Source organism: Pseudomonas sp. KH_027, from assembly GCF_057838565.1.
The window spans coordinates 2,432,327-2,449,457 of record NZ_CM174470.1 but is presented as its reverse complement, the minus strand read 5'-3'; the positions used below and the strand labels follow the sequence as shown (position 1 = coordinate 2,449,457).

Sequence of the window (17,131 nt, the reverse complement as noted above, 5' to 3'; positions counted from 1 at the left end):
GTCCCGCCTTGCCGGAGAAGCAGTCAATGAGCGAGCAGAACGATCAAGAGGCCGACGTGGTGCTCTACGAGGTGCGTGGCACTATCGCCCTCGTCACCATGAACCGCCCCGAGTACCACAACGCCCAGAACTCGCGGATGACCTATGCGCTGGACGCCGCCTTCCGCCGCGCCTGCGACGACGACGAGGTGAAGGTCATCGTGCTGCGTGGCGCCGGCAAGCACTTCTCCGCCGGTCACGACATCGGCACTCCGGGGCGCGATGTGAACCAGAGCTTCGAGCGCACCAGCCTCTGGTACGACCACGTCAACAAGCCCGGCGGCGAGTTCCTCTACGCCCGTGAGCAGGAGGTCTACCTCGGCATGTGCCGGCGTTGGCGCGAAATGCCCAAGCCGACCATCGCCATGGTCCAGGGGGCCTGCATCGCCGGCGGCCTGATGCTGGCCTGGGTCTGCGACCTGATAATCGCCTCGGATGATTCCTACTACGCCGATCCGGTGGTGCGCATGGGCATTCCGGGGGTGGAGTACTTCGCCCACGTGCACGAGCTGAACCCGCGCATCGCCAAGGAATTCCTCTTCCTCGGCGAGCGCATGCCGGCCGAGCGCGCCTATCAGATGGGCATGCTCAATCGCGTGGTGCCCCGCGAGCGGCTCGAGGAAGAATGCCTCGCCATTGCCGGGCGCATCGCGCAGATGCCGCGTCTCGGTCTGCAACTGAGCAAGCAGGCGGTGAACAACGCCGAAGACCTGATGGGCAAGCGCGCCACCATGGACATGGTGTTCGGCCTGCACCACTTCGCCCACGTGCACAACGAGCTGACATCCGGCGACAAACTCGGCGGCTATGACGCCAAAGCCATGGCCAGCTCACAACGCAAAGCGGCGGAGGCGTGATGACAGTCGCCCTGAATACCCGCCTGACCGAGTTGCTCGGCTGCCGCTACCCGATTATCCAGACCGCCATGGGCTGGGTCGCCGACCCGAAGCTGGTGGCGGCCACTGGCAATGCCGGTGGCTTCGGCTTCCTCGCCGGGGCCACCATCGAACCCGAGCGGATGGAAGCGGCGATTCTCGAAACCCGGCGCCTGACCGATAAGCCGTTCGGCGTGAACTTCCACATGTATCAGCCCAACGCCGGCGAAATCGTCGAATTGGTGCTGCGCCACAAGGTCAAGGCGGTTAGCTACAGCCGCTCGCCGGGCAAGCAGATGATCACCCGCCTGAAAGACGCCGGGGTGGTTTGCATCCCCACGGTCGGAGCCCTGAAGCATGCGCTGAAAGCCGTGGAAATGGGCGCCGACGCAGTCACGGTGCAAGGCGGCGAGGGCGGCGGGCACACTGGCTCGGTACCCACCTCGTTGCTGCTGGCCCAGGTTGTCGATGCGCTGCAGGTGCCAGTGGTCGCTGCCGGTGGCTTCAAGGACGGCCGCGGGCTGGTCTCGGCGCTGGCCTATGGTGCCGAAGGCATCGCCATGGGTACGCGCTTTTTGATGAGCGCCGACAGCCCGGTGCCGCCAGCCACTCTGGCGCGCTATCTGGCGGTGCGCGACCCGGCGGCGATCATCGTCAGTCGCGCCATCGACGGCATGCCGCAACGGATGATCCGCAACGAACTGCTCAATCAGCTGGAGCGCGCCGGTGGCCTGCGGCGCCTGCTGCTGGCGTTGAAGAGTGGCCTGGCCTATCGCAAGCACAGCGGCATGAGCCTGACCCAGCTGCTCGGCAGCGCGCTGACGATGCGCGGTGCCGGCGAACTGACGGCGGCCCAGACCATCATGGCCGCCAACGCGCCGATGGTGATCCAGAAGGCCATGGTCGAGGGGCTGCCCGAGCTGGGCGTGCTGCCCGCCGGACAGATCGCGGCGAGCATCGACAGCCTGCCGAGTTGCGAAGAATTGATTGGCCAGATAGTCCGGGAGGCCGAAGCGCGCCTGGCTGTGCTGTGCCGCCATTGTTCCTGAACAGAATCTCCTGAAAGGACGACCTTATGAGCAAACCCTTTAGCGTGATCATCGACAACGGCATCGCTGAGCTGGTGTTCGACCGCCCGCCGGTGAACGCCTTCAACTGCCAGGGCTGGGCGGATATCGCCAGCCAAATCGAAAGCCTTGGCCGCGACGCCAATGTGCGAGTGATCGTCGTCCGCGCCGAGGGCCGTGGCTTCTGCGCCGGGGTGGATATCAAGGAGCTGGCCGCCGACGGCAATTTGATCGTCGCGGTGAACAAGGGTAACTACGACAGCTTCAAGGCCATCCACCGCAACCCCAAGCCGGTAATCGTCGCGGTGCACGGTTTCGTCCTCGGCGGCGGTATCGGCCTCTGCGGGGCGGCGGACATCCTCGTCGCCTCCGACTGCGCACGCTTCGGCGTGCCGGAAGTGGACCGGGGCGCGATGGGCGGCGGCGCGCACCTGCAACGCCTGTTCCCCGTGCAGAAGGTCCGCCACATGTACTTCACCGGCGAGATGATCGATGCCGCCGAAGCCTATCGCCTGGGTGCGGTGGAGCGAGTGGTCAAGCATGAAGACCTGCGTGAGACGGCGCTTTCCATCGCCCGCCAGATCGCCGCCAAGAGCCCGGCGATGATCGCCCTGGCCAAGGAGGCGCTGAACGGCATCGAAGACGGCAACCTGGAAGAAAAATACCGCTGGGAGCAGGGCTTCACCCTTGAAGCCTACCGCTCGCTGGACTCCCAAGAAGCGCGTGATTCCTTCGTGGAAAAACGCAGCGCCCACTTCAACGGCTAGGAAGACCCCCCATGCAACTGACCTATACACCGGGCCAGCAGGCCTTCCGCGCCGAGGTGCGGGCCTGGCTGGCGGCCAACCTGCCGAGCGAGCCGCTGCAGTCCTTCGACACCGAAGAGGGCTTTCGCCAGCACCGCGCCTGGGAGGCCAAGCTCAATGAGGGCCGTTGGGGCATGGTGACCTGGCCGACCGAACTGGGCGGGCGTGGCTGCGACCTGATCGAGTGGCTGATCTTCGAGGAAGAGTATTACCGTGCGGGGGCTCCGGCACGGGTCAACCAGAACGGCATCTTCCTGCTCGGCCCGACCCTGATGGAGTTCGGCAGCGAGGCGCAGAAGGCCCGCTTCCTGCCGCGCATGGCCACCGGCGAGGATATCTGGGCCCAGGGCTGGTCGGAGCCGGGCGCCGGTTCCGACATGGCGGCGATTCGCGCGAAAGCCGAGCGGGTTGGCGATCACTATGTGCTCAACGGCCAGAAAACCTGGTCGACCCGCGCGGTCTGGGCCGACTGGCTGTTCGGTATCTTCCGCACCGACCCGCAGTCCAGCCGCCATAACGGCCTGACCTTCATCCTGCTGCCGCTGAACAGTCCGGGCATCACGGTGCGGCCGATTCCACAACTCAACGGCCTGCCGGGCTTCGCCGAAATCTTCTTCGATGACGTCAAGGTGCCGGTGGAGAACGTGCTCGGCGGCGAAGGCATGGGCTGGCATGTGGCGATGTCCACCGCCGGTTTCGAGCGCGGCCTGATGCTGCGCTCACCCGCGCGCTTCCAGGAAACCGCACGGCGGTTGGTGGAACTGTACCTGGCCAACCGCGAACAGGCCGACCGTGACCCGGCCATCGGCGAGGCGGTGATGCGCGCCTATCTGGATGCCGAGGCCTACACATTGGCCACCTACATGACCGCTTCGAGTCTGGTGCAGGGCGGCAAGATCGGCCCGGAGTCCTCGACCAACAAGATTTTCTGGTCCGAGCTGGACCAGCGCATACACGAGACCGCCATGAGCATTCTCGGCCTGCGTGGCGAACTGCTGCCAGAGGCGCCGGATGCGGGCGAGGTCGGCCATTGGCTGGACGGCTTCCTGTTCGCCCAGGCCGGGCCGATCTACGCCGGTACCAACGAGATTCAACGCAACATCATTGCCGAACGCATGCTCGGCATGCCGCGCGCATGAGGGGCTGAAGAACCTACCTGTCAATCAAACATGCCTGCGACGGAGGCCATTTGTTCGCATGGCAAGGCACGAGGAGAGAGGTTTGGTCATTCCAAATGAACGACGAGAAACGCAGCCATGCGAACAAATGACCCCGTCCCTTCGGGGTGCGCCGCAAAACGCGCCAGGCCGCGCTGCGGGATTTGCCAAGGGCTCAACCATTGCCTGCATCCCGCGCCTTGCCTGGCGCGTTTTGCGGCAGCAACGCAAGTCATGTTTGATTGACAGGTAGGTTCTCTATGGACTTTAGCTTTAGCCAGGATCAACTGCTGTTTCAGACCAATGTCAGGAGCTTCCTGACCAACGAGGTCACCCCGGAGCGCCTGCGTGAACTCTGGCAAACCGACAGCGGCCGCAGTGATGAACTCTGGGCCGAGTTGGTCGAGCTGGGGCTGACCGCCCTGACCGTGCCGGAAGCCTTTGGCGGCCTGGGCATGAATGAGCTGGACTTCGTCCTGCTGGCCCAGGAGTGCGGCTATGCCGGTCTGTCGGAGCCGTTGCTGGACAGTATGCTGGTTGGCGTGCCGCTGCTCGTTGCTTTGGACGATACGCACCAGAACCTCAAGAGCGAGTGGCTGACCCGGGTCGCCGAGGGCCGCGCGCGTCTGGCGGTGGGCCAGCCGGGTAATCCGCTGGTCAGCGATGCGCATGTCGCCGACCTGCTGCTGTTGCCCCACGGCGACGAAGTGCACGCCGTGCCGCGCGCGGCGGTGAGCCTGACCCGTAACGAGTCGGTCGACCCCGGTCGCCAGCTGTTTCGCGTCGACTGGACGCCAAGTGCCGCCACCCGAGTGGCTGAAGCCGAGCAGGGCCGGGCTCTGTGGGCCGCCACCTTCAATCGCGGCGCCCTGGCCACGGCGGCGCAGTTGCTCGGCCTGGCCAAGCGCATGGTTGACCTGGCGGTGGACTACAGCTTCGAGCGCAAACAGTTCGGCAAGCCGGTCGGCTCGTTCCAGGCGGTCAAGCATCTGATGGCCAACGTCGCGGTGCAAATCGAATTCGCCAAGGGCCCGCTGTATCGCGCCGCCTACTTCTTGGCCGAGAGCCGGGCAGGGGCGGACGAGCAGGTGTCCCACGCCAAACTGGCGTGCGCCGAAGCCGCGCTGTTGGCGGCGAAGAACGCGATCCAGACCCATGGTGCGATGGGGTACACCTGGGAGGTGGACCTGCAACTGTTTATGAAACGTGCCTGGGCCCTGGACAAGGTCTGGGGCGACCGCGGCCTGCACAAGGCGCGGGTGCGCGAGGCGTTGTTCGGCGGGACGATACAGCCGGGGGCGGGGAATACGTTCTAACCAACGGCACCCTCTCCCCCAGCCCCTCTCCCTGAAGGGAGAGGGGCGACAAGCAGCTCAACCTCTGCACGGACAGCCCCTTCTCCCGCTTGCAGGAGAGGGTTGGGGAGAGGGCAAACCAACTCCACCAACTTCAACGAGATTGACCCATGCCCGAAGCCTACATAGTCGACGCCGTCCGCACCCCAACCGGCCGGCGCAAGGGTGGCCTGAGCCACATCCACGCCGCCGACCTGGGCGCGCATGTGCTGCGCGCGCTGGTCGAGCGCAACGCTATCCCCGACCATGAGTATGAGGATGTGATCTTCGGCTGCGTCGACACCATCGGCCCGCTGGCCGGCGACATCGCTCGTACCAGCTGGCTGGCGGCCGGGTTGTCGCAGGAGGTGCCGGGCACCACCATCGACCGCCAGTGCGGTTCATCGCAGCAGGCCGTACATTTCGCCGCGCAGGCGGTGATGAGCGGTACCCAGGATGTGGTGATCGCCGGCGGCGTGCAGACCATGACGCAGATCCCGATCTCTTCGGCGATGACCGCCGCCGAACCGCTGGGGTTCAGCGATCCCTTCTCCGGCTCCGAGGGCTGGGTGCGGCGCTACGGCAAGCAGCCGCCGACCCAGTTCAGGGCGGCGCAGATGATCGCCGAGAAGTGGGGGCTGTCCCGCGCCGATCTGGAAGCCTATTCGTTGGAGTCCCACCAGCGTGCATTGCGTGCCATTGCAGAAGGCCGCTTCGCCCGTGAGATCGTCCCGCTGGCCGCTGTGCAGCATGACGAAACCCCGCGCCAGACCAGCCTGGAGAAGATGGCCGAACTGGACTTTTTGTTCGGCTGCGATCGGGTTACCGCCGCGGTCTCCAGCCAGACCTGCGACGCCGCCAGCGCCATGCTGATCGTTTCCGAGACGGCGTTGAAGCGCTATGGCCTGACCCCGCGCGCGCGCATCCAGCACCTCAGCGTGCGCGCCGAAGACCCGATCTGGATGCTTACCGCGCCGATCCCGGCTACCGCTTACGCGCTCAAACGCGCCGGTTTGAGGCTGGATCAGATCGACCGGGTGGAGATCAACGAGGCTTTTGCTTCGGTGGCCATGGCCTGGCTGAAAGAGACCGGCTACCCGCACGAACAGACCAACGTCAACGGCGGCGCCATCGCCCTCGGCCATCCCCTCGGCGCCACCGGCACCCGCCTGATGTGCAGCTTGCTCCACGAACTGGAACGCAGCGGCGGGCGCTACGGCCTGCAGACCATGTGCGAAGGTGGCGGCCAGGCGAACGTCACCATTATCGAAAGACTCTGAGCCTTGGCAGGCAAGCATCGCAGCCATGGGCCGCTCCTACGGGAGCATGGCGCGGCGGCATTTTGTAGGAGCGGGCCATGCCCGCGATCTTGATTCGTAGCCGGACTGAATTCCGGGCTACGGGCTGGCGCGAATTATCAATATCCGGAGAACAACAATGGCAATCTGCAAAGACCGTGTAGTGATCATCACCGGCGCCGGCGGCGGGCTGGGCAAGGCTTATGCGCTGGCCTTCGCGGCTGAAGGCGCGAAAGTGCTGGTCAACGACATCAAGCTCGAGGCGGCGCAAGCCGTGGTCGCCGAGATCCGCGCCCAGGGCGGCGAGGCGGTCGCCAACAGCCACGACATCACCAACTACGCCGACGCCGCGCTGATCGTGCGCCAGGCCGTCGAGAGCTTCGGCGCCCTGCACGTGCTGGTGAACAACGCCGGCATCTGCCGCGACCGCATGTTCGCCAGCCTGACTGAAGCGGATTGGGATGCGGTGATGTCGGTGCACCTCAAAGGTCACTTCTGCATCGCCAGCCATGCTGTCCAGTACTGGCGCGAACAGGCCAAGGGTGGCGCCCAGGTCCGCGCGCGGATCATCAACACCAGTTCCGGCGCCGGCTTGCAGGGTTCCATCGGCCAGTCCAACTACGCCGCCGCCAAGGGGGGCATCGCCGCCCTGACCCTGGTGCAGGCCGCCGAACTGGCTCGTTACGGCATCACCGCCAATGCCCTGGCCCCGGCCGCGCGCACCGGCATGACCGAGCAGGTGTTCGCCGAGGTGATGAAGAAGCCGGAGCAGGGCTTCGACTACTTCGCCCCGGAAAACATCGCGCCGCTGCTGGTCTGGCTCGGCTCTGAAGCGTCGCAGGCGGTCAGCGGGCGGATGTTCGAGGTCGAGGGCGGCAAGCTGTCGATCGCCGATGGCTGGCGCAAGGGCCCGGAGTTGGACAAGGGCGGCCGCTGGTTGGCCGCCGAGATCGGCGAGGCGGTGGGGCAACTGATGACCCAGGCCGTGTCGGCGCAGAAGGTGTACGGCAGCTAAATACAGTCCCAGAAATTTTAGGGGGACCCGTAGATTGGCGCTGAGCGCAGCGATGCCCAACAAGGAGTCGCTCGCGACTCCCTGCGCTCGGCAACCCACTTAAAAGCCTGGCCTTGCAGGCCGGTTGTTGGGCTTCACCTGCGGTTCAGCACCAACCTACGTCGAGGTATGCCTGCACACAGTCCTTTGTAGGAGCGGGCCATGCCCGCGAAGCCTCCCAAAGTATCGCGGGCATGGCCCGCTCCTACGCGCTATACGCACTCTGAATGGGCTCTCGTCTATTCGGACTAGGCAGCGGTAACGATTCCCCCATTAACCGAAGCCGCCAGACTCTCTGGCGAAGGGGGCGTCGCCGTATTCGCCCCGCCAGACGAGCAAAAGGCGCACCTATGGAATTTGCGTTCAGCGACGAGCAGGAAATGATTCGCGCGTCCGCCGAGAGCTTTCTCGCGGATGTGTCCGACTCCGCAGCAGTGCGGGCGGCGATGGCCAGCGAGCTGGGCTATGACACTGAGTTATGGCAACGCCTATGCGGCGAAATGTACTGGCCGGCCATCCATATCCCCGAAGAATACGGTGGCCTGGGCCTGGGCTATGTCGAACTGGCGATCCTGTTGGAGCAGATGGGCCGCCGTCTGCTGTGTTCGCCGTTCTTTGCCACCGCTTGCCTGGCCACGCCGGCACTGCTGCTGGCCGGCAGCGAGCGGCAGAAAAGCCAGTGGCTGCCACGCATTGCCGAGGGCAGTGCCACCGGCACGCTGGCCTTCGCCAGCGCCAACCGCTGGGACGCCGAAACGGTGCAGGCTACCGCAGTCGCGGAAGGTGAAGGTTTCGTACTCAACGGCACACTGAATTACGTGCTCGACGGGCATCTCTGCGACCTGCTGATCGTCGCCGCCAGAACTCCCGGTTCGTCGGGCGAGGCGGGCATCAGCCTGTTCGCCCTGGCGGCCGACAGTGTGGGTGTCGAGCGCCAGATGTTGCCGACCATGGACCAGACCCGCCGGCAGACGCGGTTGCGGCTGAACAATGTGTATCTCGGCGCCGACTGCCTGATGGGCGGGTTTGGCGCTGCCTGGCCGCAACTCGAACGCATCCTCCAACTGGCGTGTATCGGCTTGGCCGCCGAGCAGACCGGCGGCGCCCAGCAGAGCCTCGACCTGAGCGTGGCCTATATGCAGGAGCGCCAGCAGTTCGGCCGCCCCATCGCCAGCTTCCAGGCCCTCAAGCACCGCGCGGCGGACATGATGGTGCAGGTCGAGTGCGCGCGTTCGGCGACTTATTACGCCGCCTGCGTGGCGCAGGAACTGCTCGATCCGGCGGGCGACGCACAGGTCGCGGCCGAGTTGCCGCTGGCCGCGGCGCTGGCCAAGGCGCAGTGCTCCGAGGCGTTTTTCCACTGCGCGGCGGAGTCGATCCAGCTGCACGGCGGCGTCGGTTTTACCTGGGAATATGACCCGCACCTGTATTTCAAACGCGCCCGCGCCAGTGAAGGCTTCCTCGGCGCGCCGGCGTTGCAGCGCGAGCGGATCGCCGCCCTGCTGCTGGACGAACAGCCATTGGGGGAGCGGTCATGAAGATCAGTTTCAGTGCGCAAGACGAATGCTTCCGCCAGGAAGTCGCCGACTGGCTGGCGGACCACCTTTGCGGGGAGTTCGAGCCATTGCGCTTTCGCGGCGGGCCGGGCGACGAACACATGTTCCCCGAGGAGCGCAAAGCCTGGGAGCGCACGCTCGCCGCAGGCGGCTGGACCTGTGTCGGCTGGGCGCCGGAGCACGGCGGGCGCGGCTTGTCGATCAGCCAGCAGGTGATCTTCCACGAGGAATACGCCCGCGCTGGTGGGCCGGGGCGCATGGGCCATATCGGCGAGGGCCTGGCCGGGCCGACCATCGCGGCCTTCGGCAACGCGGAGCAGCAGCGAAAATTTCTACCGGGCATCGTCAGCGGCAGCGAGTTCTGGTGCCAGGGTTACTCCGAGCCGGGCGCCGGTTCCGACCTGGCCAACGTCAAGACCCGCGCAGTCTTGGATCAGGCCAGCGGCACCTGGCGGATCAATGGGCAGAAGGTCTGGACCTCGCTGGCCCACGAGTCCGACTGGTGCTTCGTCATTGCCCGCACCGAGCCCGGCAGTGTCGGTCACCATGGCCTGTCGTTCCTGCTGGTGCCGATGGCGCAGGCGGGCATCAGCGTGCGGCCGATTGAACAGCTCACCGGCACCTCGGAATTCAACGAGGTGTTCTTCGACGACGCCGAAACCGCCGCGGGCCATATCGTCGGTTTGCCCGGCGAGGGCTGGAAGATCGCCATGGCGCTGCTGGGCTTCGAGCGTGGCGTGTCGACCCTCGGTCAGCAGATGCAGTTCCACAATGAGCTGAACGAGATCATCGCCATCGCCAAAGCCAATGGCGCCGCTCGCGACCCGATCTTGCGCCAGCGTATCGCCGATGCCTGGGGCGGGCTGCGGATCATGCGCTACAACTCGCTGCGCATGCTCTCCGGCGCCCAGGATGGGGCGCTGCGCAAGGACGCGATGATCTACAAGCTGTTCTGGTCCAGCTGGCACGCCAACCTCGGCAAGCTGGCGATGGATGTGCTCGGCGCCGAGGCCGAGTTGATCGAGGCCGCGCCTTACCAGCTCAACCGCCTGCAGTCGCTGTACCTGTTCACCCGCTCCGACACGATCTACGGCGGCAGCAACGAAATCCAACGCAACATCATCGCCGAACGCGCCCTGGGGATGCCGAAAGAGCCCCGCGTTCGCGCCTGAATCTGGCCTGAGGAATCTGAATATGCTCAATCCGACCTATGTGCCCGGGCATCAGTTGTTGCACGGCAAGTCTGTTCTGATCACCGCCGCTGCGGGCGCGGGCATCGGTTTTTCCGCCGCGCTGCGGGCCGCCGAGGAAGGTTGCCGGGCGCTGATGATCAGCGATATCCACGAGGGCCGGCTGCAGGAAGCGGCGCTGAAAATCCGCGAGAAGACCGGGCTCGACCAGGTGTTCACCCAGGTCTGCAACGTTACCGATGAGCAGCAGGTGCAGGCGCTGGTGAGTGTCGCCGAGCGCGATCTGGGCGGCGTCGATGTGCTGATCAATAACGCCGGCCTTGGCGGCTCGCGGCTGCTGGTGGAGATGCCGGACGAGGAGTGGCAACGTGTGCTGGACGTGACCCTCACCGGCACCATGCGCATGACCCGTGCCATGCTGCCGAAGATGATCGAGCGCCAGGCCGGGGTCATCGTCAACAACGCCTCGGTACTTGGCTGGCGCGCGCAGAAAGAGCAATCGCACTATGCGGCGGCCAAGGCCGGCGTAATGGCGCTGACCCGCTGCGCCGCAGTCGAGGCCGCCGAGCACGGCATCCGCATCAACGCCGTGAGCCCGAGCATCGCCCTGCATGACTTCCTGCGTAAATCCGCGCCGCAAGCGGTATTGGAAAAACTCGCTTCGAGCGAAGCCTTCGGCCGCGCGGCCGAGGTCTGGGAGGTGGCCAACGTGATGATGTTCCTGGCCAGCGATTACAGCTCCTATATGACCGGCGAAGTCTTGTCGGTCTCCAGCCAGAGGGCCTGAGCATGAGCCGAGTCTTCGAAACCCCGTTCGCCCTGCGCGAGGCGGTTGGCCAGGCACTGGGCGTCAGCCAGTGGCTGAAGGTGGAACAGCAGCGCATCGACCTGTTCGCCGAGGCCACTGGCGATCATCAGTGGATTCATGTCGATCCAGAGAAAGCTGCCCAAGGGCCGTTCGGCGCCTGCATCGCCCATGGCTATCTGAGCCTGGCACTGGTCAACCTGTTCCTGCCGCAAATCGTCGAGGTGCGTGGCATCGCCATGGGCGTGAACTACGGTTGCGACCGCCTGCGCTTCCCCAATGTGCTCAAGGTCGGCGCCCGCGTGCGCGGTAGCGCCGAGCTGGTGTCGGTCGAGGAGATCAAAGGCGGTGTGCAAGCGTGCATCCGCGTCAGCGTCGAGATCGAGGGCGAGGAGCGCCCGGCCTGCGTGGTGGACACCATTAGCCGCTACTACCCGGCGTAAATCGCAGCCCTCTCCCCAGCCCTCTCCCGCAAACGGGAGAGGGGGGTGTACGAGTCGCTTGTCTCCCCTCTACCACATGTGGGAGAGGGGCTGGGGGAGAGGGCGGTCGCCCAGAAAATTCGAGGAATCAGAAATGAAAGAAGCCGTAATCGTCTCCACCGCCCGTACGCCGATTGGTAAGGCGTTTCGTGGCGCCTTCAACGATACCGAGGCGCCCCTGCTGGGTGGCCATGTGGTGCGCGAGGCCGTGCGCCGCGCCGGGATCGAACCGGGCGAAGTGGACGATGTGTTGATCGGTGCAGCCGCGCAGCAGGGCACCCAGTCCTATAACCTCGGCCGGCTCTGCGCGATTGCCGGCGGGTTGCCCTCGACAGTGGCGGGCATGGCCCTGGAGCGTCAGTGCGCTTCGGGCCTGATGAGCATTGCCACGGCGGCCAAGGGCATCATCTGCGATGAAATCGACATCGCCGTGGCCGGGGGGCTGGAGTCCATCTCGCTGGTGCAGAACAAGCACAAGAACCTCTACCGCAACCAGTCCAATGCGGTGCTTGAGTTCGACTCGACGGCTTATATCCCGATGATCGAGACTGCCGAGATAGTTGCCGCACGTTATGGCATCTCACGCGAGGAACAGGACGAATACAGCTACCACAGCCAGATGCGCACCGCCCTGGCGCAAAGCGCCGGGTTGTTCGACCTGGAACTGGCACCGCTGACCAGCCGGCAGGCGTTCTTTGACAAGGCCAGCGGCGAGAGCCGTTACGAAACCGTGACCCTGAGCCGCGACGAGTGCAACCGCGCGAGCACTACTCGCGAGAGCCTGGCGGCGCTGGAGCCGGTGTGGCAGGGCGGGCAGTGGACGCAGCAGGGCCGCTTCATCACCGCCGGCAACGCTTCGCAGTTGTCCGACGGTGCCTCGGCCTCGGTGTTGATGAGCGCCAAGCTGGCCGAGCAGAAGGGCCTGGAGCCGCTGGGCATCTACCGCGGCTTGGCGGTGGCTGGCTGCAACGCCGACGAGATGGGCATCGGCCCGGTTTATGCGATCCCCAAGCTGCTCAAGCGCCATGGCCTGACGATGGACCACATCGGCCTCTGGGAACTCAACGAGGCCTTCGCCTGCCAGGTGCTCTATTGCCGCGACACCCTGGGCATCCCGGACGAGCGACTGAACGTCAACGGCGGCGCCATTTCCATCGGCCACCCGTTCGGCATGTCCGGCGCGCGCATGGTCGGCCATGCGCTGATCGAGGGTAAACGCCGTGGCCTGCGTTATGTGGTGGTGAGCATGTGCATCGGCGGTGGCATGGGCGCCGCCGCGCTTTTCGAAGTGGTGTAGGGAGGATGGAGATGATCAAGCCGGAACAGGTGCAGCAGACCATGGCGCGTTATGTCGAACTGGTGGATGCCGGGGATATCGACGGCATAGTCGCGCTCTACGCGACGGACGCGGTGGTGGAAGACCCGGTAGGCCAGGCACCGATTGTCGGCATTGCCGCTATCGCGACCTTCTACCGCGAGGGGCTCGGCAAGACCAATGCCACGGCCACCTTGACCGGCCCGGTACGGGCCACGGTGAATGGTTGCGGCGCCATGCCGTTTCGCGTCGATCTGAACTGGGGCGGGCAGCTGTGCTCGATCCAGGTGATCGACGTAATGGAGTTCGACGCCGACGGCAAGATCCGCTCGATGAAGGCCTACTGGAGCGAAGCCAACCTGGAACGGCGAGGTGAGGCATGAGCCTGGAGCAGCGCATCGCCCGCCTGGAGTCGCTTGAGGCGATCCGCCAACTGAAGCACCGCTACTTGAATGCCTGTGATCTGAAGGAGGTCGAGTGCATTCGCGACTGCTTCGCCGAGGGCGAGATCCTTATCGACTATGGCCCGCTGGGACTTTTTCGCGAGCGCGAACGTTTCGTCGCGCTGTACCAGGAACTGGCCTGCCATGAGTCGGTGATCGACCTGCACCATGGCGCCAATCCGGAGATCGAGTTGTTGTCGGCGACCGAGGCGTCGGCGCGTTGGGCACTCTGGTATTTCAATATCGACGCCAACAGCGGCGCCACCCGTCAGCTCGGTGGTATTTACCAGGATCGTTATCGGTTGACTGAGCAGGGCTGGAAGATAGTCGAGACGCGCTTCAGCGCGCATTCGCAGAGCAGCAGTGCTGGCTGAGTGCGTCGAAAAGACCGGGGTTAGGGTTTTGTAGGCGCTACCTTGAACGACCTGTCGCGGATAAATCCGCCCCCACACAAGCAGCCGCAGCACCGCGCGCCTGTGGGAGTGGATTCATCCGCGATGGATATCTGCCACATCGCCGCTGCACGGCTGGGATTGGCGTTCGCCTCTACGCTCAGCGGCGCGGCGGGAACGCCGGATTGCGCGTCTCGCCGGTCTCATAGAACGCCTTCATGTTCAGCGCTATTTGCGCCACGACTTTGTTCAGTGCGCGCTTGAGCAGCAGACGATCCAGAAGCTGGCCGAGCACGCCACCCGCCGGTTGATAAATCAGGCTGGCCGTGAAGACGGTGCGCTCACCGGCCGGGGCGATGGCGTAGCGGAACCAGGCCTCGCGAAAGGGTGCCGGTGCGCCTTTTTCCCCGCGATGCAGGCGGATCAGGAAACCCTCGCCCTCATGCCACTCGCTGACCGTTTCATCCAGCCATTGGCCGTTCTTCTGGAACACCCGGCGGCTGGCGCCCAGGCCTTCCTGCGGGCCTGGATGCAACTGGCAGCCGGTCAGGTCTGGCACGTAATGCGGGGCCAGGGTCAGGTCGCGCAACGTGCTCCAGACCTGTTCGAGGGGCAGGTCGATCAGCAGGCTATGGCTGGCGTGTGAAGGCATTGCTAATTGCTCCAATCAATTGGTCTGGGCGCGTCGAGAAAAGCCGGGCGTTCACCGCCGCCATGCACGCCGATATCGGCACCGCTGACATAGCGCGCCAAGGTCGAGGCCAGGTACAGGCAGGTGTCGCCGATATCTTCCGGCTCGGCCAGGCGTTGCAAGGGGATGGTCGCCGCGACTCGGGCGAGGCCGGCCTGATCGCCATAGTGCAGCTCGGCCTGTTCGGTGCGGATCAGCCCGGCGGTCACCGCATTGACCCGCACCTTCGGCGCCCACTCTACCGCCAGCGAACGGGTCAGGTTGAGCAGCCCGGCCTTGGCCGCGCCGTAAGCGGCGGTGCCGGGGGAGGGGCGGGTGGCGCTGACGCTGCAGATATTGATGATAGCGCCGCCCTCGGCCTGTGCCTGCATCACCCGGTTGGCCAGTTGGCAGAGGTTCAGTGGCGCCAGCAGGTTGAGACGGATGATCGATTCGGAGAAACGCGGCGAGGCCGTGGCGGCATCCGCGTTGGGGGCGCCGCCGGCGTTGTTGACCAGCACATCGAGGCGGCCGAAGCGTTCGACCAGGGTGTCGATCAGACGCACGGCCTGCTCCCAATCGCGCAGATCACAGGGCAGGAACAGCGCCTGGCGGCCGTCGTGTTCGGGCAGCGTCGGCGGTGCTTCGCGCCCGCAGATCACCACCTCGGCGCCGCATTCGAGAAAGCGCCGGCTGATGCCACGGCCGACACCCTTGCCGCCGCCGGTCACCAGTACCACCTTGCCGCGAAAATCCATCGGGTCGTGCATCGTCGTCTCGCTCGTCAGTCGTGGATGAGCGCGAGGCTAGTGCGCGGCGCGGTCGGCGCCTACGTCCAAGCAGACTAGGACGTGGCCTGCATGTCATTTGATCGTTCCCACGCTCCGCGTGGTAACGCCGCTTGCGACGCTCGGCGTCGCAGGGATGCGCCGGCGTAGTCCTGTCGGACGATGTTGCACCTGAGGGGCCCCGGAATAATCCCGACACAACAACAGGCCGAGGAGGACACCCCATGGGGGCATTAGCGCAAGGGCGTTTCGTCATGCTGCCGGATGGTTTGCAGCTGCACTATCTGGATAGTGCAGCGGAGCAGGAGGCTGGCGCGGGCGAGCCGGTGATCTTTATCCACGGCAGTGGCCCCGGCGCCAGCGGCCAGAGCAATTTCAAGCAGAACTACCCGCAGTTCGCCGCTGCCGGCTACCGCGTCATAGTCCCGGACCTGCCGGGTTACGGCGCTTCGGATAAACCGGAAACCATTTACAGCCTGGACTTCTTCGTCACCGCCCTGAGCGGCCTGCTGGATGCCCTGGATATCCAGCGCTGCGTGCTGGTCGGCAACTCCCTGGGCGGCGCCATCGCCATCAAGCTGGCGCTGGACCAGCCGGCGCGGGTCAGCAAGCTGCTGCTGATGGCGCCGGGCGGGCTGATGGAGAAAGAGCAGTACTACCTGCAGATGGAAGGCATCCAGAAGATGGGTGCGGCCTTCGCCGCCGGCGAGCTGAACGATGCGGCGGGCATGCGCCGGCTGCTCAGTCTGCAACTGTTCGACCCGGCGCTGATCAGCGCTGAAACTGTCGACGAGCGAGTTGCCGTGGTCCGGCAGCAACCGCGCTGCGTACTGTCGAGCATGCAGGTGCCGAACCTGGCCAGCCGCCTGGGCGAGTTGCAGTGCCCGATCCTCGGTTTCTGGGGCATCAACGACAAGTTCTGTCCATCGTCCGGCGCGCAAACGATGCTCGAAGCCTGCCGTCACATCCGCTTCGTCATGCTCAGCGAGTGTGGGCATTGGGTGATGGTCGAGCACCGCGAGCTGTTCAATCGCCAGTGTCTGGACTTCCTCGTGGAGGCCAAGCCATGAGCCAGGACCTGCGCCGTCAGCATGGCGCCGAGCTGTACCAGGCCCTGAGCAGCGGCACCACCTTGCAACCGCTGACCACGCGTTGGCCGCAGATCAGCATCGAGGACGCCTACTACATCTCCCTGCAGGTCGTTGAGCAACGGGTGGCGGCCGGCGACGCCATCGTCGGCAAGAAGATCGGCGTCACCTCCAAGGCCGTGCAGCAGATGCTCGACGTGCATCAACCGGACTTCGGCTTCCTCACCCGGCAGATGTGGTTCGCCGAGGGCGCGGCGATTTCCCTCTCGGCCAACAAGCTGATCCAGCCACGGGCCGAGGGCGAGATCGCCTTTCTGCTCAAGCATGACCTGGTCGGCCCCGGCATCACCGAACAGGACGTGCTGGACGCTACGGAGTGCGTAATGCCGTGCTTCGAGATCGTCGATTCGCGCATTCAGGGCTGGCGTATCCGCATTCAGGACACCGTGGCGGACAACGCCTCCTGCGGTGTGTTCGTGCTCGGCGATCAGCGCCGCGACCCGCGTGAGCTGGACCTGCCGAACCTGCGCATGCAGGTGTTCAAGAACGGCGCCCAGATCAGCGAAGGTTTCGGCTCTGCGGTGCAGGGCAACCCGCTGACCGCCGTGGCCTGGCTGGCCAACACCCTCGGCCAGTTCGGAATTCCGTTCAAGGCCGGTGAAATCATCCTGTCCGGTTCGCTGGTGCCGCTGGAGCCGGTAACGGCCGGCGATCGCTTTTCCCTGACTATCGACGGCCTGGGCAGCGCCCAGGTGTCCTTCGAGGAGTGACA

The 17,131-nt window shown here is 65.2% G+C and carries 18 protein-coding genes; 16 read left to right on the top strand and 2 right to left on the bottom strand.

Annotated elements, in window-relative coordinates; all coding sequences use genetic code 11:
- The first annotated feature begins 26 nt into the window (after window positions 1–26).
- From AC3IYG_RS11640 to AC3IYG_RS11575, 14 genes are all read left to right on the top strand, one after another.
- Complete coding sequence (locus tag AC3IYG_RS11640) at window positions 27–896, top strand: enoyl-CoA hydratase (protein ID WP_489308541.1); 870 nt, start codon at window positions 27–29, stop codon at window positions 894–896.
- Window positions 896–1,963 carry an NAD(P)H-dependent flavin oxidoreductase gene (locus AC3IYG_RS11635; protein ID WP_489308540.1) on the top strand — a complete coding sequence of 356 codons (1,068 nt, stop codon included), beginning with the start codon at window positions 896–898 and terminating at the stop codon, window positions 1,961–1,963. The genes AC3IYG_RS11640 and AC3IYG_RS11635 overlap by 1 nt, the downstream gene beginning before the upstream one ends.
- A 26-nt stretch (window positions 1,964–1,989) precedes the next feature.
- A complete protein-coding gene (locus AC3IYG_RS11630; protein ID WP_489308538.1) occupies window positions 1,990–2,748 on the top strand; it encodes an enoyl-CoA hydratase family protein in 759 nt (252 codons plus the stop codon).
- An 11-nt stretch (window positions 2,749–2,759) separates the two neighbouring features.
- Window positions 2,760–3,926, top strand: a complete 1,167-nt coding sequence (locus tag AC3IYG_RS11625) for an acyl-CoA dehydrogenase (RefSeq protein WP_489308536.1) — start codon at window positions 2,760–2,762, stop codon at window positions 3,924–3,926.
- A 278-nt stretch (window positions 3,927–4,204) separates the two neighbouring features.
- Complete coding sequence (locus AC3IYG_RS11620; RefSeq protein WP_489308534.1) at window positions 4,205–5,260, top strand: acyl-CoA dehydrogenase family protein; 1,056 nt, start codon at window positions 4,205–4,207, stop codon at window positions 5,258–5,260.
- Window positions 5,261–5,409: 149 nt separating this feature from the next.
- Entirely contained in the window at window positions 5,410–6,558 is a 1,149-nt protein-coding gene (locus tag AC3IYG_RS11615) for an acetyl-CoA C-acetyltransferase (protein ID WP_489308532.1), read from the top strand.
- Window positions 6,559–6,715: 157 nt separating this feature from the next.
- Complete coding sequence (locus AC3IYG_RS11610; RefSeq protein ID WP_489308530.1) at window positions 6,716–7,591, top strand: SDR family oxidoreductase; 876 nt, start codon at window positions 6,716–6,718, stop codon at window positions 7,589–7,591.
- Window positions 7,592–7,980: 389 nt separating this feature from the next.
- Window positions 7,981–9,168, top strand: coding sequence for an acyl-CoA dehydrogenase family protein (locus AC3IYG_RS11605; RefSeq protein ID WP_489308528.1), 1,188 nt, complete (start codon window positions 7,981–7,983; stop codon window positions 9,166–9,168).
- A complete protein-coding gene (locus AC3IYG_RS11600; protein ID WP_489308526.1) occupies window positions 9,165–10,358 on the top strand; it encodes an acyl-CoA dehydrogenase family protein in 1,194 nt (397 codons plus the stop codon). Before AC3IYG_RS11605 ends, AC3IYG_RS11600 begins: the two co-directional genes overlap by 4 nt.
- Window positions 10,359–10,380: 22 nt before the next feature.
- Window positions 10,381–11,163: an SDR family oxidoreductase gene (locus AC3IYG_RS11595; protein WP_489308524.1), complete on the top strand. Its 783-nt coding sequence runs from the start codon at window positions 10,381–10,383 to the stop codon at window positions 11,161–11,163.
- Between the two features lie 2 nt (window positions 11,164–11,165).
- Window positions 11,166–11,624 carry a MaoC family dehydratase gene (locus AC3IYG_RS11590; RefSeq protein ID WP_489308522.1) on the top strand — a complete coding sequence of 153 codons (459 nt, stop codon included), beginning with the start codon at window positions 11,166–11,168 and terminating at the stop codon, window positions 11,622–11,624.
- Between the two features lie 133 nt (window positions 11,625–11,757).
- Window positions 11,758–12,960 carry an acetyl-CoA C-acyltransferase gene (locus AC3IYG_RS11585; protein ID WP_489308520.1) on the top strand — a complete coding sequence of 401 codons (1,203 nt, stop codon included), beginning with the start codon at window positions 11,758–11,760 and terminating at the stop codon, window positions 12,958–12,960.
- A gap of 11 nt (window positions 12,961–12,971) precedes the next feature.
- Window positions 12,972–13,361: a steroid Delta-isomerase gene (locus AC3IYG_RS11580; RefSeq protein ID WP_489308518.1), complete on the top strand. Its 390-nt coding sequence runs from the start codon at window positions 12,972–12,974 to the stop codon at window positions 13,359–13,361.
- On the top strand, window positions 13,358–13,795 hold the full coding sequence (locus tag AC3IYG_RS11575; RefSeq protein ID WP_489308517.1) for a nuclear transport factor 2 family protein: 438 nt from the start codon (window positions 13,358–13,360) through the stop codon (window positions 13,793–13,795). The genes AC3IYG_RS11580 and AC3IYG_RS11575 overlap by 4 nt, the downstream gene beginning before the upstream one ends.
- A gap of 178 nt (window positions 13,796–13,973) precedes the next feature.
- Here the strand turns inward: AC3IYG_RS11575 and AC3IYG_RS11570 are convergent, their stop codons facing one another.
- Window positions 13,974–14,465 carry an SRPBCC family protein gene (locus AC3IYG_RS11570; RefSeq protein ID WP_489308515.1) on the bottom strand — a complete coding sequence of 164 codons (492 nt, stop codon included), beginning with the start codon at window positions 14,463–14,465 and terminating at the stop codon, window positions 13,974–13,976.
- A gap of 2 nt (window positions 14,466–14,467) precedes the next feature.
- The gene (locus AC3IYG_RS11565; protein WP_489308514.1) at window positions 14,468–15,253 is read right to left on the bottom strand and encodes an SDR family oxidoreductase; all 786 of its coding nucleotides are present in this window, start codon (window positions 15,251–15,253) and stop codon (window positions 14,468–14,470) included.
- Window positions 15,254–15,495: 242 nt separating this feature from the next.
- Between AC3IYG_RS11565 and AC3IYG_RS11560 the strand changes: the two genes are divergently transcribed.
- Window positions 15,496–16,341: an alpha/beta fold hydrolase gene (locus AC3IYG_RS11560; protein ID WP_489308512.1), complete on the top strand. Its 846-nt coding sequence runs from the start codon at window positions 15,496–15,498 to the stop codon at window positions 16,339–16,341.
- On the top strand, window positions 16,338–17,129 hold the full coding sequence (locus AC3IYG_RS11555; protein WP_489308510.1) for a fumarylacetoacetate hydrolase family protein: 792 nt from the start codon (window positions 16,338–16,340) through the stop codon (window positions 17,127–17,129). Before AC3IYG_RS11560 ends, AC3IYG_RS11555 begins: the two co-directional genes overlap by 4 nt.
- Window positions 17,130–17,131: the final 2 nt, after the last annotated feature.